The 21,697-nt window shown below is 62.4% G+C and carries 20 protein-coding genes; 11 read left to right on the top strand and 9 right to left on the bottom strand.

Features of this window, described 5'->3' with window-relative positions:
• Positions 1-167 precede the first annotated feature (167 nt).
• The 5 genes from ACP7B9_RS11975 to ACP7B9_RS11955 all read left to right on the top strand — a co-directional run bounded on the left by ACP7B9_RS11975 (position 168) and on the right by ACP7B9_RS11955 (position 5,541).
• Positions 168-806, top strand: coding sequence for a DUF4245 domain-containing protein (locus tag ACP7B9_RS11975; protein ID WP_425863656.1), 639 nt, complete (start codon positions 168-170; stop codon positions 804-806).
• Positions 806-1,465: a carbonic anhydrase gene (locus ACP7B9_RS11970; protein ID WP_425863655.1), complete on the top strand. Its 660-nt coding sequence runs from the start codon at positions 806-808 to the stop codon at positions 1,463-1,465. Before ACP7B9_RS11975 ends, ACP7B9_RS11970 begins: the two co-directional genes overlap by 1 nt.
• Positions 1,466-1,604: 139 nt before the next feature.
• Positions 1,605-3,035 (top strand): class II fumarate hydratase, encoded by a 1,431-nt coding sequence (locus ACP7B9_RS11965; protein ID WP_425863653.1) that lies wholly within the window; start codon positions 1,605-1,607, stop codon positions 3,033-3,035.
• A gap of 143 nt (positions 3,036-3,178) precedes the next feature.
• Positions 3,179-3,847 carry a TetR/AcrR family transcriptional regulator gene (locus ACP7B9_RS11960; protein WP_425863651.1) on the top strand — a complete coding sequence of 223 codons (669 nt, stop codon included), beginning with the start codon at positions 3,179-3,181 and terminating at the stop codon, positions 3,845-3,847.
• A complete protein-coding gene (locus tag ACP7B9_RS11955; RefSeq protein ID WP_425863649.1) occupies positions 3,844-5,541 on the top strand; it encodes an MDR family MFS transporter in 1,698 nt (565 codons plus the stop codon). Before ACP7B9_RS11960 ends, ACP7B9_RS11955 begins: the two co-directional genes overlap by 4 nt.
• 541 nt (positions 5,542-6,082) lie before the next feature.
• On the opposite strand, the gene ACP7B9_RS11950 is transcribed toward ACP7B9_RS11955, so the two are convergent.
• Together ACP7B9_RS11950 and ACP7B9_RS11945 are read right to left on the bottom strand one after the other, a co-directional pair.
• Entirely contained in the window at positions 6,083-6,553 is a 471-nt protein-coding gene (locus ACP7B9_RS11950; RefSeq protein ID WP_425863647.1) for an NUDIX hydrolase, read from the bottom strand.
• A 73-nt stretch (positions 6,554-6,626) separates the two neighbouring features.
• The gene (locus ACP7B9_RS11945; RefSeq protein WP_425863645.1) at positions 6,627-8,144 is read right to left on the bottom strand and encodes a CitMHS family transporter; all 1,518 of its coding nucleotides are present in this window, start codon (positions 8,142-8,144) and stop codon (positions 6,627-6,629) included.
• A gap of 162 nt (positions 8,145-8,306) precedes the next feature.
• Here ACP7B9_RS11945 and ACP7B9_RS11940 point away from each other — a divergent pair, with 162 nt between their 5' ends.
• The 4 genes from ACP7B9_RS11940 to ACP7B9_RS11925 all read left to right on the top strand — a co-directional run bounded on the left by ACP7B9_RS11940 (position 8,307) and on the right by ACP7B9_RS11925 (position 11,517).
• Positions 8,307-10,052 carry an ATP-binding protein gene (locus ACP7B9_RS11940; protein ID WP_425863643.1) on the top strand — a complete coding sequence of 582 codons (1,746 nt, stop codon included), beginning with the start codon at positions 8,307-8,309 and terminating at the stop codon, positions 10,050-10,052.
• On the top strand, positions 10,049-10,711 hold the full coding sequence (locus ACP7B9_RS11935; protein WP_425863642.1) for a response regulator: 663 nt from the start codon (positions 10,049-10,051) through the stop codon (positions 10,709-10,711). The genes ACP7B9_RS11940 and ACP7B9_RS11935 overlap by 4 nt, the downstream gene beginning before the upstream one ends.
• Before the next feature lie 67 nt (positions 10,712-10,778).
• On the top strand, positions 10,779-11,225 hold the full coding sequence (locus tag ACP7B9_RS11930) for a Fur family transcriptional regulator (RefSeq protein WP_425863640.1): 447 nt from the start codon (positions 10,779-10,781) through the stop codon (positions 11,223-11,225).
• 97 nt (positions 11,226-11,322) lie between these two features.
• Positions 11,323-11,517 (top strand): hypothetical protein, encoded by a 195-nt coding sequence (locus ACP7B9_RS11925; RefSeq protein ID WP_425863638.1) that lies wholly within the window; start codon positions 11,323-11,325, stop codon positions 11,515-11,517.
• Positions 11,518-11,550: 33 nt separating this feature from the next.
• Here ACP7B9_RS11925 and ACP7B9_RS11920 read toward each other — a convergent pair whose 3' ends face one another.
• Positions 11,551-12,060 (bottom strand): prepilin peptidase, encoded by a 510-nt coding sequence (locus ACP7B9_RS11920; RefSeq protein ID WP_425863637.1) that lies wholly within the window; start codon positions 12,058-12,060, stop codon positions 11,551-11,553.
• A 67-nt stretch (positions 12,061-12,127) separates the two neighbouring features.
• Here ACP7B9_RS11920 and ACP7B9_RS11915 point away from each other — a divergent pair, with 67 nt between their 5' ends.
• On the top strand, positions 12,128-12,931 hold the full coding sequence (locus ACP7B9_RS11915; protein WP_425863636.1) for a hypothetical protein: 804 nt from the start codon (positions 12,128-12,130) through the stop codon (positions 12,929-12,931).
• Positions 12,932-13,038: 107 nt separating this feature from the next.
• On the opposite strand, the gene ACP7B9_RS11910 is transcribed toward ACP7B9_RS11915, so the two are convergent.
• Together ACP7B9_RS11910 and ACP7B9_RS11905 are read right to left on the bottom strand one after the other, a co-directional pair.
• Positions 13,039-14,370 carry a PhoH family protein gene (locus ACP7B9_RS11910; protein ID WP_425863869.1) on the bottom strand — a complete coding sequence of 444 codons (1,332 nt, stop codon included), beginning with the start codon at positions 14,368-14,370 and terminating at the stop codon, positions 13,039-13,041.
• A 237-nt stretch (positions 14,371-14,607) separates the two neighbouring features.
• Positions 14,608-15,363, bottom strand: a complete 756-nt coding sequence (locus ACP7B9_RS11905) for an isoprenyl transferase (RefSeq protein ID WP_425863634.1) — start codon at positions 15,361-15,363, stop codon at positions 14,608-14,610.
• A gap of 172 nt (positions 15,364-15,535) precedes the next feature.
• Here ACP7B9_RS11905 and trhA point away from each other — a divergent pair, with 172 nt between their 5' ends.
• The gene (gene trhA / locus ACP7B9_RS11900; protein ID WP_425863633.1) at positions 15,536-16,183 is read left to right on the top strand and encodes a PAQR family membrane homeostasis protein TrhA; all 648 of its coding nucleotides are present in this window, start codon (positions 15,536-15,538) and stop codon (positions 16,181-16,183) included.
• Positions 16,184-16,254: 71 nt separating this feature from the next.
• Here the strand turns inward: trhA and ACP7B9_RS11895 are convergent, their stop codons facing one another.
• From ACP7B9_RS11895 to ACP7B9_RS11880, 4 genes are all read right to left on the bottom strand, one after another.
• Positions 16,255-17,460: an ABC transporter permease gene (locus ACP7B9_RS11895; protein ID WP_425863631.1), complete on the bottom strand. Its 1,206-nt coding sequence runs from the start codon at positions 17,458-17,460 to the stop codon at positions 16,255-16,257.
• Positions 17,457-18,302 (bottom strand): ABC transporter ATP-binding protein, encoded by an 846-nt coding sequence (locus tag ACP7B9_RS11890; RefSeq protein WP_425863629.1) that lies wholly within the window; start codon positions 18,300-18,302, stop codon positions 17,457-17,459. Before ACP7B9_RS11890 ends, ACP7B9_RS11895 begins: the two co-directional genes overlap by 4 nt.
• Positions 18,303-18,304: 2 nt before the next feature.
• A complete protein-coding gene (locus ACP7B9_RS11885; RefSeq protein WP_425863627.1) occupies positions 18,305-19,360 on the bottom strand; it encodes a hypothetical protein in 1,056 nt (351 codons plus the stop codon).
• Between the two features lie 165 nt (positions 19,361-19,525).
• Positions 19,526-21,697 (bottom strand): thioredoxin domain-containing protein, encoded by a 2,172-nt coding sequence (locus ACP7B9_RS11880; RefSeq protein ID WP_425863625.1) that lies wholly within the window; start codon positions 21,695-21,697, stop codon positions 19,526-19,528.

Raw genomic sequence — 21,697 nt, 5'->3', positions numbered from 1 at the left:
CATTGTTCAGGTAGGCGCAGAATTTCTTGTGCGCTCCAGTGCGCACCTCTGACGTATTTTTGCCTACCCGCCCATCATAGGCGACACCGGCAGCCGAATCCTTGTGATGTATCCCACGCGGGACGGGCCGTGCTATTTTGACGCACAAATTCTGGGAAGATGGTCACGTGAGTGATTCCAGCCCTTCCCCAGCCGTCAAGCCCGTAATTGCTGCCGGCGCCGCCAAACGTGCCAACGCATCAGTGATCGGCATGCTGCTGGCCATGTTCTCAACAGTGGCCATCGTGCTTGTCATTGTGTGGCTTAACCCACAGCAAAAAGCCGAAACATACCGATCCACCATCGACGTCCCGGCTGTTGCAGCGAACGCTGCCGACACTGCCGGATTCACGCCTGTGGCTCCGGCACTTCCTGAGGGCTGGTCGGCCAACTATGCGCGGTGGAATCCCCCGGGGAACGACGGCGTGGCTTTCTGGGACGTAGGTTACGTCACGGGAAGCAATACTTTCATTGCCCTCCGCCAGTCAATAACGGCTAATCCAACGTGGACCTCCGCCCAGACCGGCGATGCCCCCGTGACGGGCAGCCGCACCATTGACGGACAAGAGTGGGAGCTCCGTGATAAACCTAAGGGTGACCGGAGCCTGGTCCTGACAAGCGGAACCACCACGATCGTTTTGACCGGGGCCGCCGACTTCGAGGACTTCGATATTCTGGCCACCGGCGCCACAACGCAGCTTGCGGCCGATTCTGGCCATGCCAGCGGCGAAGCAAGCACAACTCCCACAGCGAAGGACGGCAAATAATGATTGGCGGAGAAGACGGCAACGTCGACGCGATTTCAAACCACCCCCATTCACCCGCCGAGGCATGGGCAACGTTGATGGCCGGGAACGCCCGCTTTGTTGCGAGCAGTTCCTCCCACCCCAACCAGGACGCCGCACGCCGCACCTCGCTGCTGTCCACCCAGCACCCCTTCGCGGTAATTTTCGGTTGCTCGGATTCGCGCCTCGCCGCCGAGATCATCTTTGACCTTGGCTTGGGCGACGCCTTCGTTGTCCGCACGGCCGGCCACGTCATCGACAACACGGTGTTGGGCTCCCTTGAGTACAGCGTCGATTACCTCAATGTGCCGTTGATTGTAGTGCTGGGCCATGACAGCTGCGGCGCCGTGACGGCCACCCAGCAGGCTGTTGCCACGGGCGCCATGCCCGCCGGTTTCATCCGCGACCTTGTGGAACGCATCACCCCGTCCGTGCTCACATCGTTGCGCAAGGACAAGGACGCCGACGTCAGCGACATGATCACCGAGCACGTCAAGCAGACCGCTGCCCGCCTCGTGGAGAACTCCCCCATCATCGCCAGCGCCGTCACCCGCCAGCGTACGGCCGTGGTTGGCCTGACGTACCGCCTCGTCGATGGGCGCGCGGATCTGGTTTACAGCAACGGATCCCTCGGGGTCTGACACCCTTCTTGGAAGGCCCGACGGCGGAACCCAGGTTCCGGCGTCGGGCCTCCTTTTGTTGGGGCTAAGTTGGCAACTTGGTGACGGCCGGGGAGGCTGCGGTTTTTAGCTCGGGGCGCCGCGGCGATAGGGTGTAGGCATGACTGATACTGCCGCGGCTACCGCACAAGAATTCCGTATTGAACATGACACGATGGGCGAGGTCCGAGTTCCGGTCAACGCTCTCTACAGCGCCCAGACCCAGCGCGCCGTTGAAAACTTCCCGATTTCGGGCATGACACTGGAGTCTGCCCACATCGCTGCACTGGCACGCATCAAGAAGGCTGCCGCTACCACCAACGCCGAGTTGGGTGTTTTGGACGCCGAACTGGCACGCGCCATCGAGGCCGCAGCTGATCTGGTTGCCGCTGGCGACTACGACGGCAACTTCCCGATCGACGTCTTCCAGACCGGTTCGGGTACCTCATCCAACATGAACATGAACGAGGTCCTGGCGACCTTGGCGAACCGCGCACTCGTTGCTGCGGGTTCCGAGAAGGTTGTTCACCCGAACGACCACGTCAACGCCTCACAGTCCTCCAACGACGTCTTCCCGACCTCGGTTCACGTAGCTGCAACCTCGGCCCTGATCAACGACCTGATCCCGGCATTGGCCTACCTGGCCGAGTCCTTGGAGCGCAAGGAAGCCGAATTCGCAACAGTTGTGAAGTCCGGCCGCACCCACTTGATGGATGCCACGCCCGTCACGCTTGGCCAGGAATTCGGTGGCTACGCCGCCCAGATCCGCTACGGCATCGAGCGCGTCGAGTCCTCACTCCCCCGCGTTGCTGAGGTTCCCCTCGGTGGCACCGCCGTCGGTACCGGCATCAACACGCCGGCCGGCTTCCCGCAGCGCGTGATCGCCCTGCTGGCCCAGGACACCGGCTTGCCGCTGACCGAAGCCCGCAACCACTTCGAGGCTCAGGCCAACCGCGACGGTCTCATCGAGGCGTCCGGCCAGCTGCGTAACATCGCCTACTCGATCATGAAGATCAACAACGACCTTCGCTGGTTGGGCTCCGGCCCCAACACCGGCCTGGGCGAAATCAACATCCCCGATCTGCAGCCCGGCTCCTCGATCATGCCCGGCAAGGTCAACCCGGTCATCGCCGAGGCCGCCATCATGGTTGCCGCTCAGGTTATTGGTAACGACACCACGATCGCCCTGTCCTCCACGAACGGCGCCTTCGAATTGAACGTCGGCATCCCGGTCATGGCCTCGAACCTCTTGCAGTCCATCCGTTTGCTCACCAACACGAGCCGCGTCATGGCCGACAAGATGATCGACGGCCTGACCGCCAACGTCGAGCGCGCCCGCTTCCTGGCCGAGGCTTCACCGTCCATCGTGACGCCGCTGAACAAGTACATCGGCTACGAAAACGGCTCCAAGATCGCCAAGCACGCCATCAAGGAAGGCCTCACGATCCGTGAAGCCGTGCTGGCCCTGGGCTTCGTTGACCGTGGCGAAATCACGTTGGAGCAGCTGGACAAGGGCCTCGATGTTCTGGCCATGACGGTCGCCCCGAAGTAACTCTCACACACCCGTGGGCCCATCGGCGGGAGGTCACCTTTTTGCGAAAGGTGACCTCCCGCCGTCGTGCATTAAGAGAGTGTGACTAACGCAACAGAGAAAACGTTTTGCACTTTGGCACAAATAGTGCAAACTTTTACTTTGTGACTGAAAGTGCAAATTCCTGCCAGCCCCACGGGCTGCGTGCCCGCAAGCGCGAGGCCACCCGATCCGCCATTACGGCGCGAGCCCGGGCCCTCACGGCTGAGCAGGGCCTGAACGGGTTCACGATCGAGCAGCTCTGCGAGGACGTGGGCGTCTCACGCCGCACCTTCTTCAACTACTTTCCGTCCAAGGAAGACGCCATCATGGGCCACCTGTTGGACGAGTTCCCCGCCGAAGCGATTGCCGAATTCCTGGCGGGCGCGGAAGGTGTTGAACGCGGCCCCAGCGGAGTGAGCAACACCCTTCTGGCCGACCTGCACGGACTCACCTGCGCCATGGTCGAGGAACTGAACTTCACCCGCGAACAGATTCAACTGCTGATCGCGGCCATGAAGAAGGAACCGCAGCTCATGATGAGAATGATGGGCGGCGCTCACCTGCGTGAGCGGGAATTCGCCGATCTAATCGCCCAGCGTGAAGGGCTCGAGCCGGATGACCCCGTAGCCGTCATGGTCTCTGCACTCTTTGGCACGTGTTCGCACCGCGCCAGCCAAGACTTCTTCTCGGAAACAAACACCATCGGTTACGCCGATCTGCTCGCGCAAAACCTCCGCACGGCCCACCAACTTTTCTCCTTTTCGCATTTAACCTTTGAAGGGACATCATGAGTACCGCACTCAAGGCAGGCGAACCGCTCCTGCTGACCCAAAAGAGGATCTGGATCATCTTCTCCGCGCTGATCGCCGGAATGCTGCTCTCGAGCCTCGACCAAACCATCGTCTCCACCGCCATGCCCACCATCGTGGGCAAGCTCGGCGGCGTGGAGCACCAGACGTGGATCACCACCGCGTACCTGTTGGCCACCACCATCGTGATGCCCATCTACGGCAAGTTTGGTGACATCCTCGGCCGCCGCAACCTGTTCCTTGCTGCCATTGCCATCTTCACGCTGGCCTCCGTTGGCTGTGCCTTCGCCACCGATTTCTGGGGCTTCGTGATCTTCCGCGCTATCCAGGGCCTCGGTGGAGGTGGCTTGATGATCCTCTCGCAGGCCATCATCGCCGACATCGTCCCCGCCAAGGATCGCGGTAAGTACATGGGTCCTCTGGGCGCCATCTTCGGCCTTGCCGCAGTGGCTGGCCCGTTGCTGGGTGGTTACTTCGTTGACCACCTGACGTGGGAATGGGCTTTCTACATCAACATCCCGATCGGTATCGCCGCTTTCATCGTCGCCTTCTTCACGCTGACCCTGCCCACCAAAAAGGCTGACAAGAAGATCGACATTCTTGGCGTGGTATTCCTCTCCATCGCCACTACCTGCTTGATCTTCTTCACCGACTTTGGTGGCAAGACCGACGGTTGGACCTCGATGGTGACCTGGACCTGGGGCGCCGGCTTGATCGCCTCTATCGCCCTGTTCATCTTCACCGAGAGCCGCGCCGCGGACCCCATCATCCCGTTGTCACTGTTCAAGAACCCGATCTTCCTGAACTCCACGGCCATCGGATTCGTCCTGGGCATGGGCATGTTCGCGGCCTTGGCCTTCGTGCCGACCTTCCTGCAGATGTCCTCGGGCACCTCAGCCGCCGAATCCGGCCTGCTCATGCTGCCCATGATGGTTGGCCTGATGGGTACCTCCATTTGGTCAGGTATCCGCATGACCAAGACCGGCAAGTACAAGGCCTTCCCGATTGCCGGTTCCATCCTGACCATCATCGCCATGTTGTGGCTGACAACCCTGTCCGCAGAAACGCCCATCTGGGTCATTTGCGCCCAGCTGTTCGTCTTCGGTGCGGGCCTGGGTCTGATTATGCAGATCGTCGTGATCGTGGTGCAGAACTCGGTTCCGGCCGCTCAGTTGGGAACCGCCACGAGCACCAACAACTACTTCCGTGAAGTTGGCTCAGCCCTGGGTGTGGCCGTATTCGGCGCCATGTTCACCACGCGCCTAGCCGAGTCCCTCAAGGAGGTCTTCGCGGCCGGTGGCGCATCGCCGGAGGAAGCTGGCAGCGCCATGTCATCGCTCGACCCGCAGGCGCTGCACCAGCTGCCGCAGTCCATCCAGGACGGCATCATCAACGCCTACGCCGATTCCCTGGCACCGGTGTTCTGGTACCTGATCCCGTTCATGGTGATCGCCCTGGTGCTGGCCATCTTCATGAAGGTCATCCCGCTCTCCGACACCTCCGGCATGGTTGCCCGTGGCGAGGCCGTGGGTGGCGAGGAAGCCGAACGCATGGAGGCCGAGCGTCTTGCCGGCAAGTCCGGCTCAGCCGAGGCCGCCGACACACAGCTCGGTGACACCCTTCAGCTGACCAAGGAAGACCCGGATGCTCCCGGGGACACCACAGACAAGCCGTAACCTGCGCAGCAAAGGCGCGTGCCGCCGTCGTACTTTTCCCAGTACGACGGCGGCACGCGCCTTTTGCGTTGCTGCGGACCGCGCGCCACTCGTCGAGCCGTCACATAATGCCGCTTTGACTGTCCAAAGCGGCATTACGTGACGGGTCAATGCAGAGGGGTGGAGGTTAGCGCTGGAAGTCCCGGAGGTTCCGGGCCACCACAGACAAGCCGTAACCTGCGCAGCAAAGGCGCGTGGCGTCGTCGTCCTTTTCTCAGTACGACGACGGCACGCGCCTTTTGCGTTGCTCCAGACCGGGCGCCACTCCTCGAGCCGTCAGATAATGCCGTTCTGAACGTCCATAGCGGCATTATGTGACGGGTCAATGCAGAGGGGCGGAGGTTAGCGCTGGAACACCCGTTGGTTCCGGGACACCACAGACAAGACGCAACCTGCGCAGCAAAGGCGCGTGCCCCGGGCGCCACTCCTCGAGCCGTCACATAATGCCGTTCTGAACGTCCATAGCGGCATTATGTGACGGGTCAAGGCAGAGGGGCGGAGGCTAGCGCTGGAAGTGGGGCTCGCCGTCGAACGCCAACGCGCGCTCGATGCACGCGAGGTGGCCGAGGCGCAGCGGCGGGAGGTCCTCGATCGCGAACCAGGCAACGTCAAGGGACTCGTCGTCATTGACGCGCGCGGTGCCACTGACGTAGCGGCAGATGAACTCCACATTCAAGAATTCGCACACATCGCCATTGGGGAACGTCACCGGGCCCACGGCGACCACGCCCATGAGGTGCTCGATCCGGGCCACGACGGCTGTCTCCTCGAAGATTTCCCGCAGCATGCCCGGGCCGGGTTCCTCCCCCGGTTCCAGGATTCCGGTGATGAGCGCCCAGCCGCCCGTGTCTGTGCTTTTGGCGAGGAGGACGCGGCCGGCGTCGTCGAACACCACGCCACGTGCGCCGGGCAGCCACAGCGGGTCATGCCCGATCTTCTTGCGGAGGTTGACGATGAATTCCGGTGATCCCATGGTTTCAGCCTATCCCCCAAAAAAAAGCAGGCCCGTCCGCCATTGGCGTCCGGACCTGCTTTTGGTGGGAAGGTCAGCCGAAGGGGATGACTCCGATTCCGATGGCCACAACCAACATCACCAGGGAGACAACCAAGGCACGCCACAGGACCTTCTTGTGGTGGTCGCCAAGGTCAACGCGGGACAACGAAACCAGCAACAGGACGGCCGGAACCAGCGGGCTCTGCATGTGCACAGGCTGGCCGGTGATCGAGGCACGGGCCATGGCTGCCGGGTCGATGCCAAAGTGCGCTGCGGTCTCGCTGAGGACCGGCAAGACGCCGAAGTAGAAGGCGTCGTTGCTCATGAAGAACGTCATGGGAATGCTCAACAGGGCGGTAATCACGGCCATGTACGGACCCATGGAGGTGGGGATGACGCTGACCAGCCAAGCTGCCATGGCATCCACCATGCCGGTACCGCTGAGCACGCCGGTGAGGACCGCTGCCGCCATGACCATGGAAACTACGGCGACAATGCTTCCTGCATGGGAAACGAGCGCCTTCGCCTGATCCTTGACCCGGGGGAAGTTGACCACGAGTGCGATCGCGGAACCCACCATGAAGATATAGGCGAGCGGCAGAACGTCCATGACCAGCACCACCATGAGCGTCACCGTCAGGACAAGGTTGAACCAGAACAACTTGGGTCGCAGCGTGGCGCGGTTGGGATCCAGCTGGGAATCGGCAAGGGCCGTGTTGACCGTTTCCGAATCCTTCTCGGCAACGGCGCGAACCTGTGCATCAAACCGTGCCTGTGCCGCGGAGCGCGGCTTTTCGATGGTCAGCACGCCGGCGGATCCGGTACCGGAGCCACCCAAAGCAGCCGAGCCACCCGAGCGAGCCGAGGTGTTGCCGGCGGAACCGCCCGAGGTGGTGCCGGCGTCGTCCGCGGAAGTGCCGGCAGCACCAGCAGCACCGGCCCACACACTGCCAGCCAGGGCCAGACGACGGCGTTCACGCACGCCGAGGTGCCAGGAGAACAGGAAGATGACAATCATGCCGGCGATCAGCGACGGGATCATGGGGACGAACACTTCGCTGGGCGAAACCTTCAGGGCTGCGGCGGCGCGGGCCGTGGGACCGCCCCAGGGCAGGATGTTCATGGTGCCGTTGGCCAGACCAGCAACACAGGTCAGCACCACCGGGCTCATGCCAAGGCGCAGATAGATGGGCAGCATGGCCGCCGTGGTCAGGATGAACGTGGTGGAACCGTCGCCGTCGAGGGAAACCACCGCCGCCAGAACGGCCGTGCCGAGCACTACCTTCGCGGGGTCGTTGCCGAGGGTGCGCAGGATCAGTTTTACGAGCGGGTCGAACAGGCCAACATCGATCATCATGCCGAAGAATACGATCGCGAACATCAACAACGCCGCCGTTGACGTTAGGCTCTTCATTGAATCCATGACCATATCGCCGATGCCCAGACCGGCACCTGCGAAAAGACCAAAGATGGTGGGGACCACGATCAAGGCCACCACGGGCGTCAACTTCTTCGTCATGATCAGGGTCATGAAGACCGCGATCATGGCAAACCCAAGGATTACCAGCATTTGAACTCCTTTGTACAAAGGCCGCATTTGTGAGCCTCAATACAGAGATTAGAGTGGCCTGGATCACTTCCTAGGGTTTAGTGCACTTGCCACAAGTAGTGCCCATTGAGTACGTTTATCCCGTTAAACCCACACCGTTGTGCCGAGCGAAAGATGCTTTCAATGACGCAAGCCCGAGCCGCCGTCAGGCTGCGCTTTTCCACCCGCGTGCTGCTGCTGCAGCTGGCCGTGGTGTGCGCCGTGGTGCTCATGACGGCGGGCACTTTCGCGGCTCTGACGTATCAGTGGCTGGGCGATCAGGCCGAGGAGCGCGCTCTTGCCGTGGCCCGAACCGTGGCCTCCTCGGAGGACGTTCGCCGCGAGACCGCCACCCTCGCCGCCACTCCCACGGCCTTGTTGACCCCTGAAACCTTGGCGGGTGGGCCGCTGGAGGATTTCGCCACCTCAGCCCAGGAACGCACGGGCGCCCTGTTTGTTGTGGTGACGGACGACGCCGGATTGCGGCTTGCGCATCCCAACCCGGCTTTGCTGGGGCAAATGGTTTCCACAGACCCGTCGGTGGCCCTCTCGGGCGGCGAGGAGACTTCGCAGGAAAACGGCACGCTGGGACGATCGGCCCGGGCCAAGGTTCCCGTTTTTGCCCCTGGCTCGACCACCAAGGTGGTGGGCGAGGTCAGCGTGGGCTTTGACAGCGACGACATCGTTGCCGGGATGCTGCGCAACATTGTGCCGGTGGCCCTGATCGCCGCCGCGTCGCTGGCCTTGGCTGCCGTGGCCTCGACCATAATGGGCGCCCGACTGCGACGGCTCACCCTCGGCTTGGAGCCGGAGGAGATTTCCGGTTTGGCCCAGGATCAGGAAGCGGTCTTGCGCGGAGTTGATGAAGGTGTCATAGGGATCTCCGAGAACGGCACAATCACCGTTTTCAACGAGGGTGCGCGCCGGCTTCTGACGCCCGGATCGACCCTCGATTACAGCGGCCTTTCGCTGGCGGAAAGTGGTCTGCCAGATTTTCTTGGCGCGGTCACCGGGGACTACGGGCCACACGAACACGTGGTTGACGAGCGCGTTGTCATTGTCACTGCCCGCCCGGTTCGACTCAATGACATTCGACCCAACGAAAAGGGCGCACTGCCGTTGGGGCGCGTCATCATGGTCAGGGACCGGACCGAGGTTCAGGCGCTCACCCGCCAGCTCGACGCCGTCAACGCACTGGGCACCGCCCTGCGAGCGCAGCGGCACGAATTCGCCAATCGCTTGCACACCGTGGCTGGCCTGTTGGCCTTGGATCGCACCGCCGAGGCGCGTGACTACATTGGCGAAATCATGGACAGCGGCCCCTTGACGTATCCGGCCCAGGACCTGGGCCTGCTCAGCGACCCCTATCTTGAGGCCTTCATCGGCGCCAAAAGCATCGAGGCCCATGAGCGCGGTGTGGAACTGCGGATTGGCCCGGGCACCTCCATCCGCGGTCACATTACCGATCCGCAGGACGTGACGGCCGTGCTGGGAAATCTCCTCGACAACTCCATCACGGCAGCCGTCTCCGGCGCCTCCCCCCACAAATGGGTTGAGGTGGAGGTGTTGGATGAGCACACGGAGTCCGGCGGCACGCTTCACCTTGTCGTGGCCGATTCCGGGGACGGTTTGCGCGGCGAAAGTGGACTGATCTTCACGGCCGGATATTCAACAGCCGCCCCCTCCCCTCTTGACCCCATTACTGCCCCCATGACCGACCCCATTGCCGGCCACGGCGTGGGTCTGGCCCTTGTCCGTCATATTGCCCGACGTCGCGGCGGCGACGTGTGGGTTGCTGACAGTGGCTCCCCTCAAACCCAGGGCGCCGTATTCTGCGCCCGACTGCCAGGCGTCATAGCACTGGAACCCCGCTTCAAGGAGCAACCATGAGCCAAGATTTCACCGTCCTCATCGTCGAGGATGATTTTCACGTGGGTCGGCTGCACGCCGGTTTTGTCGACGCCGTACCGGGCTTTCGCGCCCTGCCCCCGGCTCCCACAGCCGCCCTCGGGCTCCAGATCATAACTGCCGAGCGGCCCGATCTAGTGCTGTTGGATGTGTATCTTCCCGATGCATCGGGGCTGGATCTACTGCGAACCATCGATAACGACGCCATGATGCTCAGCGCCGCCTCCGACCCCGAATCGGTCCGCAAGGCCATGCGGCGCGGAGCCTTGGCATATCTCATCAAGCCCTTCTCGGCGGAACTTTTGGAAGCCCGGTTGCGCGGCTACGCCAGGTACCGGCGCCTGTTATCAGAAACCGGCAGCCTGAACCAGGACCGGCTCGAGAATGCATGGCAGGCCCTACACCCCAGCGCTCCGGCCGCGGGACCGAAGACGAGTTCGGCAACCGAGTCGGCCGTCCTGGCGGCCCTTGCCACCCGCGGAGACCAGTCAACCGCGGACGTGGCAGCCGCCGTCGGAATTTCCCGAACTACGGCCCAGCGGTATCTGTCCGCACTGGCCGACGACGGCGCTATCGCCATCTCTCTGCGCTACGGCGCCACGGGTAGGCCCGAACACCGTTACAGCGTGCCGGCGCGGTAGTTCAAAGGTGGCAAAGGCCTCACCGGTTTTGTTTTGAGTAATTCAAAACAACTGTTAGAGTTGAAGCATGGCCAAGGATGCGCAATATGAGATTTTGGAGGGTCGGCTTAGGTCCGCCCAACTGAAGGTGACCGCACCACGGGTCGCCGTTCTCGACGCCGTATCCAAGCCCGGCCATCGCGATGCCGAGACGGTGTACTCCATCGTCTCCACTGCGCTGCCGAAGACTTCCCTGCAGGCTGTCTACGGCGTACTGGCCGCTCTTGTGACCGCCGGATTGATTCGCAAGATCGAACCGGCCGGATCGGCGGCCCTCTATGAGAGTCGCGTGGGTGACAACCACCATCACGTGGCCTGCCTCAACTGCGGGAGCGTTGAGGACGTGGACTGCGCCGTCGGGGCCAGCCCTTGCCTCACGCCGTCGAACACCAATGGCTTCACCATTCAGATGGCCGAAGTTACGTTCTGGGGCCTGTGCTCCGCATGCCAGTCTGCTGATATCTCCGCCGAATAACCGGCCACGGGAGCAACGCTCCCTCCGTACCCTCTAGTCCACACAACATCTGGGCGCTATTTGTTGCGCCCAAAACACGCAACCCAAAGGATTTATTATGAACACCTTCACACTTTCAGCACGCCTCGAAACCGCCCACTATGGCTCCTATGTAACCACCACGAGCCCCTCCTCAGAACCCGCCGGCCACTACGTGAGCACCACTGCGTCCCACTCCGGAGCAGCTGGCGCCTATGTGACCACCCGCGAACCCCGTTCAGGTCGTGTGGGCAGCTACGTCACCAGCATCTAGCCGGCGGAGGTCCAAGCTAAAGGGTCCGGCCGTTCAGGCCGGGACCAGGAGCATGACGGCGAGTGTTCCCGCCAGCATTGACGGCCCAAAGGGAATAGCCGATTTGGCGGTTCCACGGCCACTCACCACAAGAGCCAGCGCCCACAGACCCCCAAGAACGAATCCCGCGGCGGCACCCAACGCCACGTGCTGCCAGCTCAGGAAACCAAGGAACAGTCCAAGAACGCCGGCCAGCTTCACATCCCCAAACCCCAGTCCGGACGGGCGCACTACCCACAGCAAGCAATACAGTCCGACCATGGCCACCGCACCGCCAGCAGCTCCCACCACATACTGTGGAGCACCGGCGGCGAGCGCAGCCCCCACCAACAGCACCCCCGCCACCGGATAGGCCGGCAGGACGTAGCGGTTGGGCAAGATGTGCGTGCGAACATCAACAACGCTCAAGACGACGGCGAGCCACAGCAGATACAGGCAGGCGGCCGCGACGCACAGGAATGCGGGGACACTGCTCCCCCACAAGTCCATCAGCCGTGTGACCATAGCGCGATGCTACGCCAATCCCCCACACTTCGGGCGGAATTCGCGGCGCCGGGACTAAGCTGTGGATATGAGCACCTCCCCGTACTCGGCCGAGTCATTTAGGCACATTTGCAGGTCTTCGCCGTGGCGTTGGCAGACACTCCGGTTTGAGCTGCACCGTAAGTTTCCTACCCAGGCCGACGGCGGCGCAGGCACCAGTTGGGTGGCGGGCGCGGGCGCCGCGCATCTTGCTCCGGCCTTGGCCATGAACTGTTGGGTCCGCCGCCCCGGAGCCCTTCGCGTTGAGACCCCCGAGGGAAAGCTATTGGCCAGCACCACCAAGATCAACGAGTCCAAGGACTCGCTCTTCATCAGCGGAAACCGGAAGCCCTGGCTGCTCCCGCCAGCTCTTGTGAATCCAGTGAAGGACGGCGACGGCTATGTGGTTCGCCGCCCCGAGGCCCTCTATGGTGAGCCCGCTTATGGTTCAGGCAGATCGGCCGCCGCGCTGGATCCCGTGGAACTGGCGGGCGATCGCCCCGTTCCCTTGGAGGCGCCCTTTGCTAACGTGGCAGAAATTGAACACATCGCCGCGGTAACCCACCATGGCCGATCCGCCGTCGAGGCCGTACTGACGCCCAATGCCAGTTACCGACCCGTTTTCGCCGATGCCCCTTTGTTATTCCCGGGCCGCACCGCCGTCCGCATCGATCTGGAGACGGGCATCTGCGTGGCCTCCCAGTCCCTGGACGGCAGCACCGCCGGAGCCGGGCATTGGATGATCCTCCTGGGCATTGACGAGTACATGCTCGATGATCTCTTTGAAGAAGTCAGCATGGGACTGACAGACGTCAGGGCCCACATCCCGTGGGATCTGGGCCCTGACGCATAGCCAGCAAAATCGTCCCCACCTAAGATCTGTGTGGCAGTAGTTGCACCGATTTCCCCGATTTCCGGTGTTTTTCGTACAACAACTGCCACACAGATGAAATAGGGGAACTAGATTTCTGCGCGCTCCAGCATTTCCGTCACGAGGGCTGCGATGGGTGAGCGTTCGGAGCGGGTGAGCGTGACGTGCCCAAAGAGCGGGTGTCCCTTGAGCGTCTCTACCACTGCCACGATGCCATCGTGCCGGCCCACTCGGAGGTTGTCACGCTGGGCAACGTCGTGGGTAAGAACAATCTTCGAGCGCTGGCCAATGCGGCTCATGACCGTCAGCAGCACGTTCTTCTCGAGCGACTGTGCTTCATCCACGATCACGAAGGAATCGTGGAGGGAGCGTCCGCGGATGTGAGTCAGCGGCAGCACCTCCAACAGTCCGCGTTCCATGATTTCGTCCATGAGCGTGTCTGAAACCACGGAGCCAAGAGTGTCGAACACTGCCTGGGCCCACGGGTTCATCTTTTCGCTTTCGGAACCGGGCAGGTAGCCGAGTTCCTGACCACCCACGGCGTACAGGGGCCGGAACACCACAACCTTGCGGTGTTCGTTTCGCTCCAGGACTGCTTCCAACCCTGCACACAGGGCCAGCGCGCTCTTGCCGGTTCCTGCCCGGCCACCGAGGGAGACAATTCCAACTTCCGGATCGGACAGGAGATCCAAGGCAAGACGCTGTTCGGCCGAGCGGCCGTGCAGACCAAAGACCTCGCGGTCTCCGCGCACCAGCCGGACCTGCTGGTCTGCGCCAACGCGGCCCAGAGCAGATCCCCTGTTGCTAGTGATGACAAGCGAGGTGTTGACCGGAAGGACGGAAGCATCGGGGATCGGTACGGGCTCGTGGTTGTACAGAGCCGTCATCTCGGCCTCAGTGGCATCGACTTCACCAACACCCGTCCAGCCTGAATCCTGCACCAGTTCGTTGCGGTATTCCTCCGCCACCAGACCCAGTGCGGACGCCTTGACGCGCATCGGCACATCCTTGGAGACCACCGTGACGGCATGGCCCTCGTTGGCCAAGTTCTTGGCGACCGCGAGGATGCGTGAGTCGTTGTCCATGCTCCGCATGCCTGCCGGAAGCACATCGAGCGAAACGTGATTGAGTTCCACACGGAACATCCCGCCGTCGTTCCCTAGGGGAACCGGCGAGGCGAGGCTGCCATGCTGTGCGCGCAGATCATCGAGCAGACGCAGGGCTGTGCGGGCAAAGTAGCCAAGTTCGGGATCGTGGCGCTTGCCCTCCAGCTCGGAAACCACCACGATCGGCACCACCACCTGGTGTTCGGCAAAGCGGACGATTGCGCGCGGATCCGACAGTAAAACAGAGGTGTCGATGATATACGTACGCAATTTTGCCCCAGTGTGCGGGCTCTGTGAATGCTGCTCAAGGTTCATGGTTTCGACCACGTCTGCTCCAGCCCTCCGGACCTTTAAACGGGTCCGGAATCCAATCGGTACGTCGGGCGGAGTTGCCCTCCGTTATGCCCAAAGCTACGCCGCTTTAATGTGCTGCCGGGCACATTTTAGGGGCGTGTCTGATGACGTTGATGTGAACTTTGGGTGACAGCGATGTTGCCCAGTTGCATGACGGCGGACGACGGCGCCGATCGCCATCGTTGGGGGCGGAAACTCTTATGCGCCGAAGCGGCGGCTGCGCCCGGCATAGTCGCGCAGGGCGCGCAGGAAATCAATCTTCCTAAAGGCGGGCCAGAGCGCTTCGCAGAAGTAAAACTCGCTGTACGCGCTTTGCCACATCAGGAATCCAGAGAGGCGTTGCTCGCCGGAGGTGCGGATGACCAGGTCCGGATCCGGCTGGCCGCGCGTGTAGAGGTACTTCGAAATATCATCCACGGTGAGTGAGTCAGCAACGTCAACCATGGTCCGTCCGGCATTGTTGGCATCATGGAGGAGCTCGCTGACGGCATCGACAATTTCGCGCCGTCCACCGTAGCCGATGGCCATGTTGACGTGGATGCGTTCCTTGGCCGGGACGCGTGTTGTCAGCGAGGAAAGCCGGGCCGCGAGGTAGTCGGGCAGCAGTTCCGGTGCGCCCATGGCGTGGACGCTGATGTCGGCATCGGCGTCGAGCAGATCAAGGGTGTTGGCGATGATGCCCATGAGCTCGTCAAGCTCTTCTGGTGAGCGGCTCATGTTGTCGGTAGAGAGCATGTACAGCGTGACAACCTTGATGCCGAGGTCCTGGCACCAACCCAGGAATTCCAGGATCTTGTCGGCGCCAGCCTGGTGACCCTCGCTGGTGGGGGCGTTGAATTGTTTGGCCCAGCGGCGGTTGCCGTCAACCATGACGCCAATGTGGGCGGGTACGCGGCTTGTGTCGAGTGCGCGGGCCAATCGCCGTTCATAGAAGTTGTACAACAACTTTGGCATCCGCAAAGAAGTGGTAGACAACCGCATTTGAGTGCACCGGACCTTTGCGAATAATGGCCCTGCGGCCGTACGAATCTTGCTAGCTCTAGATTACCTGCTGGTGACATTGAATCGCACCAAGACGCACATTACCGATCAGTAACATAGCATGGCGCTGCGTTATGCTTTTCCCATGACCAGCCTCCCGGAAATAGAGCACAAACCAAGCTGGCGAGGATGGCTGCATGCAGGAACCGCACCCCTGGTGCTGATCGCAGGCATCTTCCTCGTGGCCCTGGCGCCCAGTACGGCCGCAAAAATCACCTGCGCGATTTACATTGCCACGGGCGTCCTTCTTTTTGGTACGAGCGCGCTATATCATCGCGGCAACTGGTCCCCCACCACTCGAGCCACGCTCAAACGGCTGGACCACAGCAACATCATGCTGGTCATCGCTGGCTCCTACACGCCGCTGTCCTACCTGATGCTGCCGCGCCCCACTGCCACCTTGTTGTTGTGGATGATCTGGATCGGAGCGGTGGCCGGGGTGCTGTTCCGGGTCTTGTGGGTTGGCGCACCCCGCTGGTTGTACGTCCCCATCTACGTCCTGCTCGGAACCACGGCATTGTTCTTCCTCCCGCAATTCTGGGCGGCCGGTAGCGCGCCAACACTGCTCATCTGCGCAGGCGGCGCCATGTACATCGCCGGCGCCGTGATCTACGGGATCAAGAAACCGAACTTCAGCCACCAGCACTTTGGCTTCCACGAGCTCTTCCACGCACTGACCGTGGCCGGCTTTGCATGCCACTTTGTTGCCGTCATTCTGGTGACCTTCCCCTGACTCATCCAAACAACAGATCAGGCGACTTTCCGCTGGAAAAGTCGCCTGATCTGTTGTTTGGAACCGGGAGCCTAGAAGCGGATGGCGTCGATGACCTTGACCCTGATGGCCACGAGGGCCGGAATGGCTCCGGCCAGCGCACCCACTAGAACGGCCGCGCCCAGGCCGAGGAGTGCGGCCTCCAGTGGGAACGCCGGGTAAACATCCAGCCCCGGCGCAACCTTGGATTCCACGAAGGGGTTCTTGACGATCGCAACGGCAATCATGACGCCAACGGCGCCAGCAACCGTCGTTCCCACCACCGATTCCATCATGACGCCGGTGAAGATTCGCCCCGAGGTGGCGCCGAAACTGCGCCGGATGCCAATCTCACGGACCCGGTAGCGGACCGTCACCATGGAGATGTTCAGCAGCCCCACGGCGCCGAGCAACAGAATCAGCGCGGCAATCCCGGACACCATGATCTGCACCATGGCGAAGGGATCCCCGTACGCCGCATAGTCGCTGCGGTACACGCCAACATAGGAGCCGGGAAATTGTTGCGTCAGATCGGCGGTGAGCGTATCTACCAGCTCTTGAGCCATGGGAGTGGGCACCCAAATTCGCAGTTCCTGGCCCATACCAAATTGGTCCCCGCCAATCCCAACAGCGGCCGCCGCCTCGGTCAGCATGAACGCCTGTGGCATCGACTGCGGATAGGCGTCCGGCATGATGCCGATAATCACGGCCGTTGCCGGGTTGTCACCCAGAACGCTCACCTGTGGTTCGGTGGTGAGGTTTGGCCGTCCGGCGGCGTTATAGAACGCCTCATTGACGACGACGGCGGGAGCCATGCGTTCGGCGTCGTCGTCGGCAAACCACGCACCTTGGGTGACGTCCACGCGATGAATGGTTCCGTACGGCGGGTCCACCACTTGCAGTTCCACGTTTTGCACCCCATTGGGGAACTGGAAACGGGCTTGTGAGCGCAGCAGTTGGCTGGCGTGGGTGAAGCCATAGCGTTCAATGGTGGCGTCGAGAATTTCGGTGGTCCGTGCAGCGTCAAGGGCATCACCGTTGGGCTGGCCGGATTGAATGCTGACCGTCAGGGTCGCCTCGCGGCCACCGTTGCGCTCGGAATCGAGCCGAATACCTTCCCGGGCCAGATTGCCAACCCCCACCACTGTGGTGAGTACCGCCACCGAAAGCGCGACGCCGATCAGGGCCAGCAAGACGCGGGTCTTGTGAATGCGCAATTCGCTCCACGCCTCGACCATGGCCGAAATGATCCCCGTCATGCGCCCACCGCCATGAGTGCTTCGGCCGCCGGAATGCCATCCGTGGCAGACAAGACACCAGCATCCAGGCGGTACCGGGTACGCGCCCGTGCCGCAACGTTGAGATCGTGGGTGATGGTGACCAGCGCAGCCCCCGATTCGGTGGCAATGGAGTCCAATAGGTCCATCACGGCCTGGCCGGTTTCCACGTCAAGGGCGCCGGTTGGCTCATCGGCAAGGATGAGCTTTGGCCTGCGGACCAGAGCCCGGGCAATAGCCACACGCTGCTGCTCACCACCGGAAAGCATGTGCGGCTGGGTGCTTGCCCGGGCTGCCAGCCCAACCCTCTCGAGCATCTCCATGCCGATGGCATTGCGGCGCCAAAATTCCTTGCGTCCCGCATACATCAACGGCGTCACCACATTTTCCAAGGCTGTGCGTCCCGGCAGCAGGTTGAACTGCTGGAAGATGAATCCGATGCTGGCTCCACGTAACTTGGCCCGGGTGTTGTTCCCCAGCCTGTCCACCGGTGTCCCGTCAAAGAACATCTCGCCGCTGCTGGGTACATCGAGAAGACCGAGAATGTTCAACAAGGTGGACTTCCCGCAGCCGGATCGTCCAACGATGGCGGTGTGATCGCCGATCCGCACCTGCAGATCGATCCCGCGCAGGATGTGGAGCTCTTGATCGTCAGGAAGAATCACGGTGCGGGTGACGTTGCGAAGGTCAACAAACGGCGCAATTTGGCTGTCCGCTTCGCCGACGGTGCCCGGAGAGCGTTCGGCGAGCTCACCGCCGTCGTCCATTTTCTGGGACCGCTTCTCGAAGGGGCCCTCATCTCGATTATCGAAAATACTTGTCATGGTCAGCCGCCGATCATGCCGTAGCCGGCCATTTGCCCATCAGGCATGACGGCGTCGGTGCCCGGAACAAATTCGAGGACCTGTTCGCCTTCCGTGAGGCCGGAAGCGATCTCCACCTGGTTGCCGTCGTTGAGGCCCAGGACCACATCGCGTTCTTCGGGTGCGCCACCGTCCGCCGTCTGGATCCATACGACGCCATTTTGGACGCTACCCTTCACCGCAGTGAGCGGCAGGGTCAGGACGTCTTTCGCCTCTCCGGCCGTTAGCGTGATGCTTGCACCGAGACCGGGAAAGACCTCCACCTCGGCAGGAATGGAACAGCTGACCCGACCACTGCCAGCCTCAGCCGGGGCGACGGCCATCACGTCAGGAACTCCCGGACCCACAACAGCTGCGCCGGTGCCGGTTTCTGCCTTAGCGTTACTGAGCTCCACATTTTGGCAGGTGAACGGGGCCGGGCCATCGGTGACGGTTCCGGTGGCGGTGGTTGGCCTACCCATCAGCCGAAATTGCTGTGCCGTTGTCAATGATCCGGTGATGGAAAACGTGCCAGGCGCAATGGTTCCGGTGGTCTCGCCCACGCTGGTTTCTTGATTCATCAAGACCGTCAGGGTGTCCAGGATTCCAGCCTCCGTGGCCACCACATCCGTGTACGCATAGACCGGACCGGCTGCTGGAGCCGCAGATTCACTGGACTCCTCGGCGTCGTCAACAACGGCGACGGGCTCCGGAACAACCTCGCTGCGGATCTGGTAGATCTTGTCCCCCGCGGCAAGTTGCGTGCCTTTGTTAACGAAGAAGTAGACAACTTTTCCGACGGCGGTGGAGCGAACGGGAATGGCGGCGTCGGCCTGGACGGTGCCTGTCATTTCCACATTGTTGGTGACAGTAGCCCGCGCAGCTGCAATAACGGGCGCCTGAATTCGAGCGTCCGGAACCAGCTGCTCGCCCTGGTCCTTGAGCCCGTCGATAAAAGCAATCTTGACGAGAGCCACCGCAATGACGCTGAAAATCAGCAGCCACACGATGGGAAAAACGACACGACGAAGTACACGCATTCTTGTTTCCTTCCGGAATCTCCCCACAGATCCCCGGATGGAGAAGTGTTCCGAACAATCTATCCGGTAGCCGCCACATTCACGAGACTGTTGCGGGCGTTGCGACAAAGACTGGCACAAAGGACAGTCCTCGCCAGAATCAGCGGACTTGCAGCGTCCCGGCAGTTACCGGAGGAGATCGCGGAGTTCCTGCGCTGTCGTCACCGGCCGGGCGCACACCATATTTCGGCAGACGTAGGCCAGCGGCGCAGCGGCCACGTCGCCGGCCACATCCCCGCTGGTGTCCCCAGCCTGAGCTGGCGAACGGCCCTCCAAAAGCGGTACGGGTGCGGTTCCAGAACCATCCCACACAGCAAGGACCATCCCCGGCGAGGGAGAAAGCCAGGCCTGGCGCAGCAGAGCATCACGTGCGGGGCCAGCCGGACCAACCACGGCTAGCTCGAGCGGACCGGCCTCCATAGCTTGGGCCACCGCAAGCAGTCCACCGGCCGCCCGGGGCGCACGCCGCGCCAGCTCGGGCACACCGGCCAACAAATTCTCAACTATCACCGCGTGCCTGTGCGATCCCGTGTACGCAGCCCACGAAGCAAACACACCGGCCAGCAACGCGACCGCGCTGGCCGTGGCGTTGTCGAACGGATCGGCAAAACGGGAGCCCTGCAATGCCGCCGCCGAATCCCCGTGGGCCCCATGGTTGAACACCACGCCGTCGGCAATGAAATCCTCTTCCAACACCTGAACCAGCTGCCCGGCAAAATCAAACCAGCGCGGATCGCCCGTGGCTGCATAAAGCTCCAGGTAGGCGTTGGCACACGCCGCATAATCTTCCAGCAGACCCTTGATGCCACGCGCCGCGCCACTGTGCGAGACGCGGAATAGTTGCCCGTCCCAATGCACCTCGTGCAGATATTCGCCAAGTTCGACGGCGGCGGCCAGCCAGGCGGGCTCCTCCAGCACCATGGCCGCTTCGGCCAACGCACCCATGAGCGTGGCATTCCAGGCCGCAACAACCTTGTCATCACGCGCGGGCATGACCCGGCCGGCTCGGGCAGCCAGCAAGGCGGGCTTGATCCGTTCCCATGCCTGTTGTTCGTCCGCGGAAAGAGCACGCCCGGGGTTGAGAGGAACTGCTCCGGCACCAACTCTCATGGCACCAGCCACGGCATCGGCCAGAGCCAGAGACTCTTCTTCGGTGGCGGTGCACTCGCGAGCGGCAAGCTGTATCACGGCCAGGGTCCATTGATAGCTGGCACCCTCGTGGTGAACACCGTCGATGACGGTATCGGCATCCAGAGACGATGCGAACGCCCCACCCGGCAATCGCATTTCCCGCAGCAGCCAATGGACGACGACGGCCGCCGCGTCGCGTGCGTCGGCGACGCTCAGGGGCGCCACGGCACTTGCGGGTGTCCCGGCGTCGGGCACGTGCTCGGCGAGCCGGACCCACTGGACCAACGCCCGCAGCAGCCCGGCGTTGTCGTAGAGCATTTTTTCGTAGTGCGGCTCGGACCAATCGGCGCTCACACTGTAGCGGGCGAAGCCTCCGCCAAGCTGGTCGAACAGCGCCGAGTGAACCATGGCACCCAAGGTCCGGCCAGCCAAGCCAAGGGCAACCGAGGCCGTGTCCGCTCCCGAGGCGGCGTGCCGCAGCAGGAATTCCAAGGCGGGAGTTGGCGGGAATTTCGGCGCCTGCCCCAAACCGCCGTGAACAAGATCCTCGGCATCAGCCATAGCAATAACGGAAGCCGCCGCGGCCCCGGTCCAGTCTGGGCGGTCCGCCACTCCAAGCTCTACCCCGGCAAGCTCTACCTCGGCGGGTGGCGCAGCACGCACCGTCCACAACGGCTGGGAAAGTGCCTGTGCCAGCTCGGCAGCAGTGCGTTCCACCTGATCGCGGCGCTCGGTCCACGCCTCTTGAACGGCCGCGAGTACCTGCATGAAGGAAGGTCGGCCAGAAACGGGCGACGGCGGGAAGTAGGTTCCGGCGTGAAACGCCCGGCCGTCGGGGGTCAGGAAGACGCTCATGGGCCAGCCACCCTCACCGCAGAGTGCCTGGGTGGCGGCCATGAAGGCATCGTCCACGTCGGGACGTTCCTCGCGGTCAACCTTGATGGAGACGAAGTGCGTGTTCAGGTAATCGCCGATGGCCGGGTCCTCGAAGGATTCCCCGGCCATAACGTGGCACCAGTGGCAGGCGGCGTACCCCACCGAGAGAAAAATGGGCACCTTGCGTGCTGCCGCTTCCGCGAAGGCAGCCTCGTCAAACGGCTGCCAATCCACGGGGTTATGCGCATGCTGGCGGAGGTACGCGCTTGGTTCACCCGCCAGCCTGTTCAT

The organism is Arthrobacter sp. TWP1-1 (genome assembly GCF_049897845.1).
Classification (GTDB): Bacteria; Actinomycetota; Actinomycetes; order Actinomycetales; family Micrococcaceae; genus Specibacter.
This window is presented reverse-complemented; position numbering and strand designations above follow the sequence as displayed.

Excerpts from the sequence above, each read along its gene's own strand:
- ACP7B9_RS11880 (WP_425863625.1), bottom strand. The coding sequence starts at position 21,697 with ATGAACAGGCTGGCGGGTGAACCAAGCGCGTACCTCCGCCAGCATGCG.
- ACP7B9_RS11935 (WP_425863642.1), top strand. The coding sequence starts at position 10,049 with ATGAGCCAAGATTTCACCGTCCTCATCGTCGAGGATGATTTTCACGTG.
- ACP7B9_RS11910 (WP_425863869.1), bottom strand. The coding sequence starts at position 14,370 with ATGAACCTTGAGCAGCATTCACAGAGCCCGCACACTGGGGCAAAATTG.
- ACP7B9_RS11915 (WP_425863636.1), top strand. The coding sequence starts at position 12,128 with ATGAGCACCTCCCCGTACTCGGCCGAGTCATTTAGGCACATTTGCAGG.
- ACP7B9_RS11925 (WP_425863638.1), top strand. The coding sequence starts at position 11,323 with ATGAACACCTTCACACTTTCAGCACGCCTCGAAACCGCCCACTATGGC.
- ACP7B9_RS11950 (WP_425863647.1), bottom strand. The coding sequence starts at position 6,553 with ATGGGATCACCGGAATTCATCGTCAACCTCCGCAAGAAGATCGGGCAT.
- ACP7B9_RS11905 (WP_425863634.1), bottom strand. The coding sequence starts at position 15,363 with ATGCCAAAGTTGTTGTACAACTTCTATGAACGGCGATTGGCCCGCGCA.
- ACP7B9_RS11885 (WP_425863627.1), bottom strand. The coding sequence starts at position 19,360 with ATGCGTGTACTTCGTCGTGTCGTTTTTCCCATCGTGTGGCTGCTGATT.
- ACP7B9_RS11970 (WP_425863655.1), top strand. The coding sequence starts at position 806 with ATGATTGGCGGAGAAGACGGCAACGTCGACGCGATTTCAAACCACCCC.
- ACP7B9_RS11955 (WP_425863649.1), top strand. The coding sequence starts at position 3,844 with ATGAGTACCGCACTCAAGGCAGGCGAACCGCTCCTGCTGACCCAAAAG.
- trhA (WP_425863633.1), top strand. The coding sequence starts at position 15,536 with ATGACCAGCCTCCCGGAAATAGAGCACAAACCAAGCTGGCGAGGATGG.
- ACP7B9_RS11940 (WP_425863643.1), top strand. The coding sequence starts at position 8,307 with ATGACGCAAGCCCGAGCCGCCGTCAGGCTGCGCTTTTCCACCCGCGTG.
- ACP7B9_RS11965 (WP_425863653.1), top strand. The coding sequence starts at position 1,605 with ATGACTGATACTGCCGCGGCTACCGCACAAGAATTCCGTATTGAACAT.
- ACP7B9_RS11890 (WP_425863629.1), bottom strand. The coding sequence starts at position 18,302 with ATGACAAGTATTTTCGATAATCGAGATGAGGGCCCCTTCGAGAAGCGG.
- ACP7B9_RS11930 (WP_425863640.1), top strand. The coding sequence starts at position 10,779 with ATGGCCAAGGATGCGCAATATGAGATTTTGGAGGGTCGGCTTAGGTCC.
- ACP7B9_RS11895 (WP_425863631.1), bottom strand. The coding sequence starts at position 17,460 with ATGACGGGGATCATTTCGGCCATGGTCGAGGCGTGGAGCGAATTGCGC.
- ACP7B9_RS11945 (WP_425863645.1), bottom strand. The coding sequence starts at position 8,144 with ATGCTGGTAATCCTTGGGTTTGCCATGATCGCGGTCTTCATGACCCTG.
- ACP7B9_RS11920 (WP_425863637.1), bottom strand. The coding sequence starts at position 12,060 with ATGGTCACACGGCTGATGGACTTGTGGGGGAGCAGTGTCCCCGCATTC.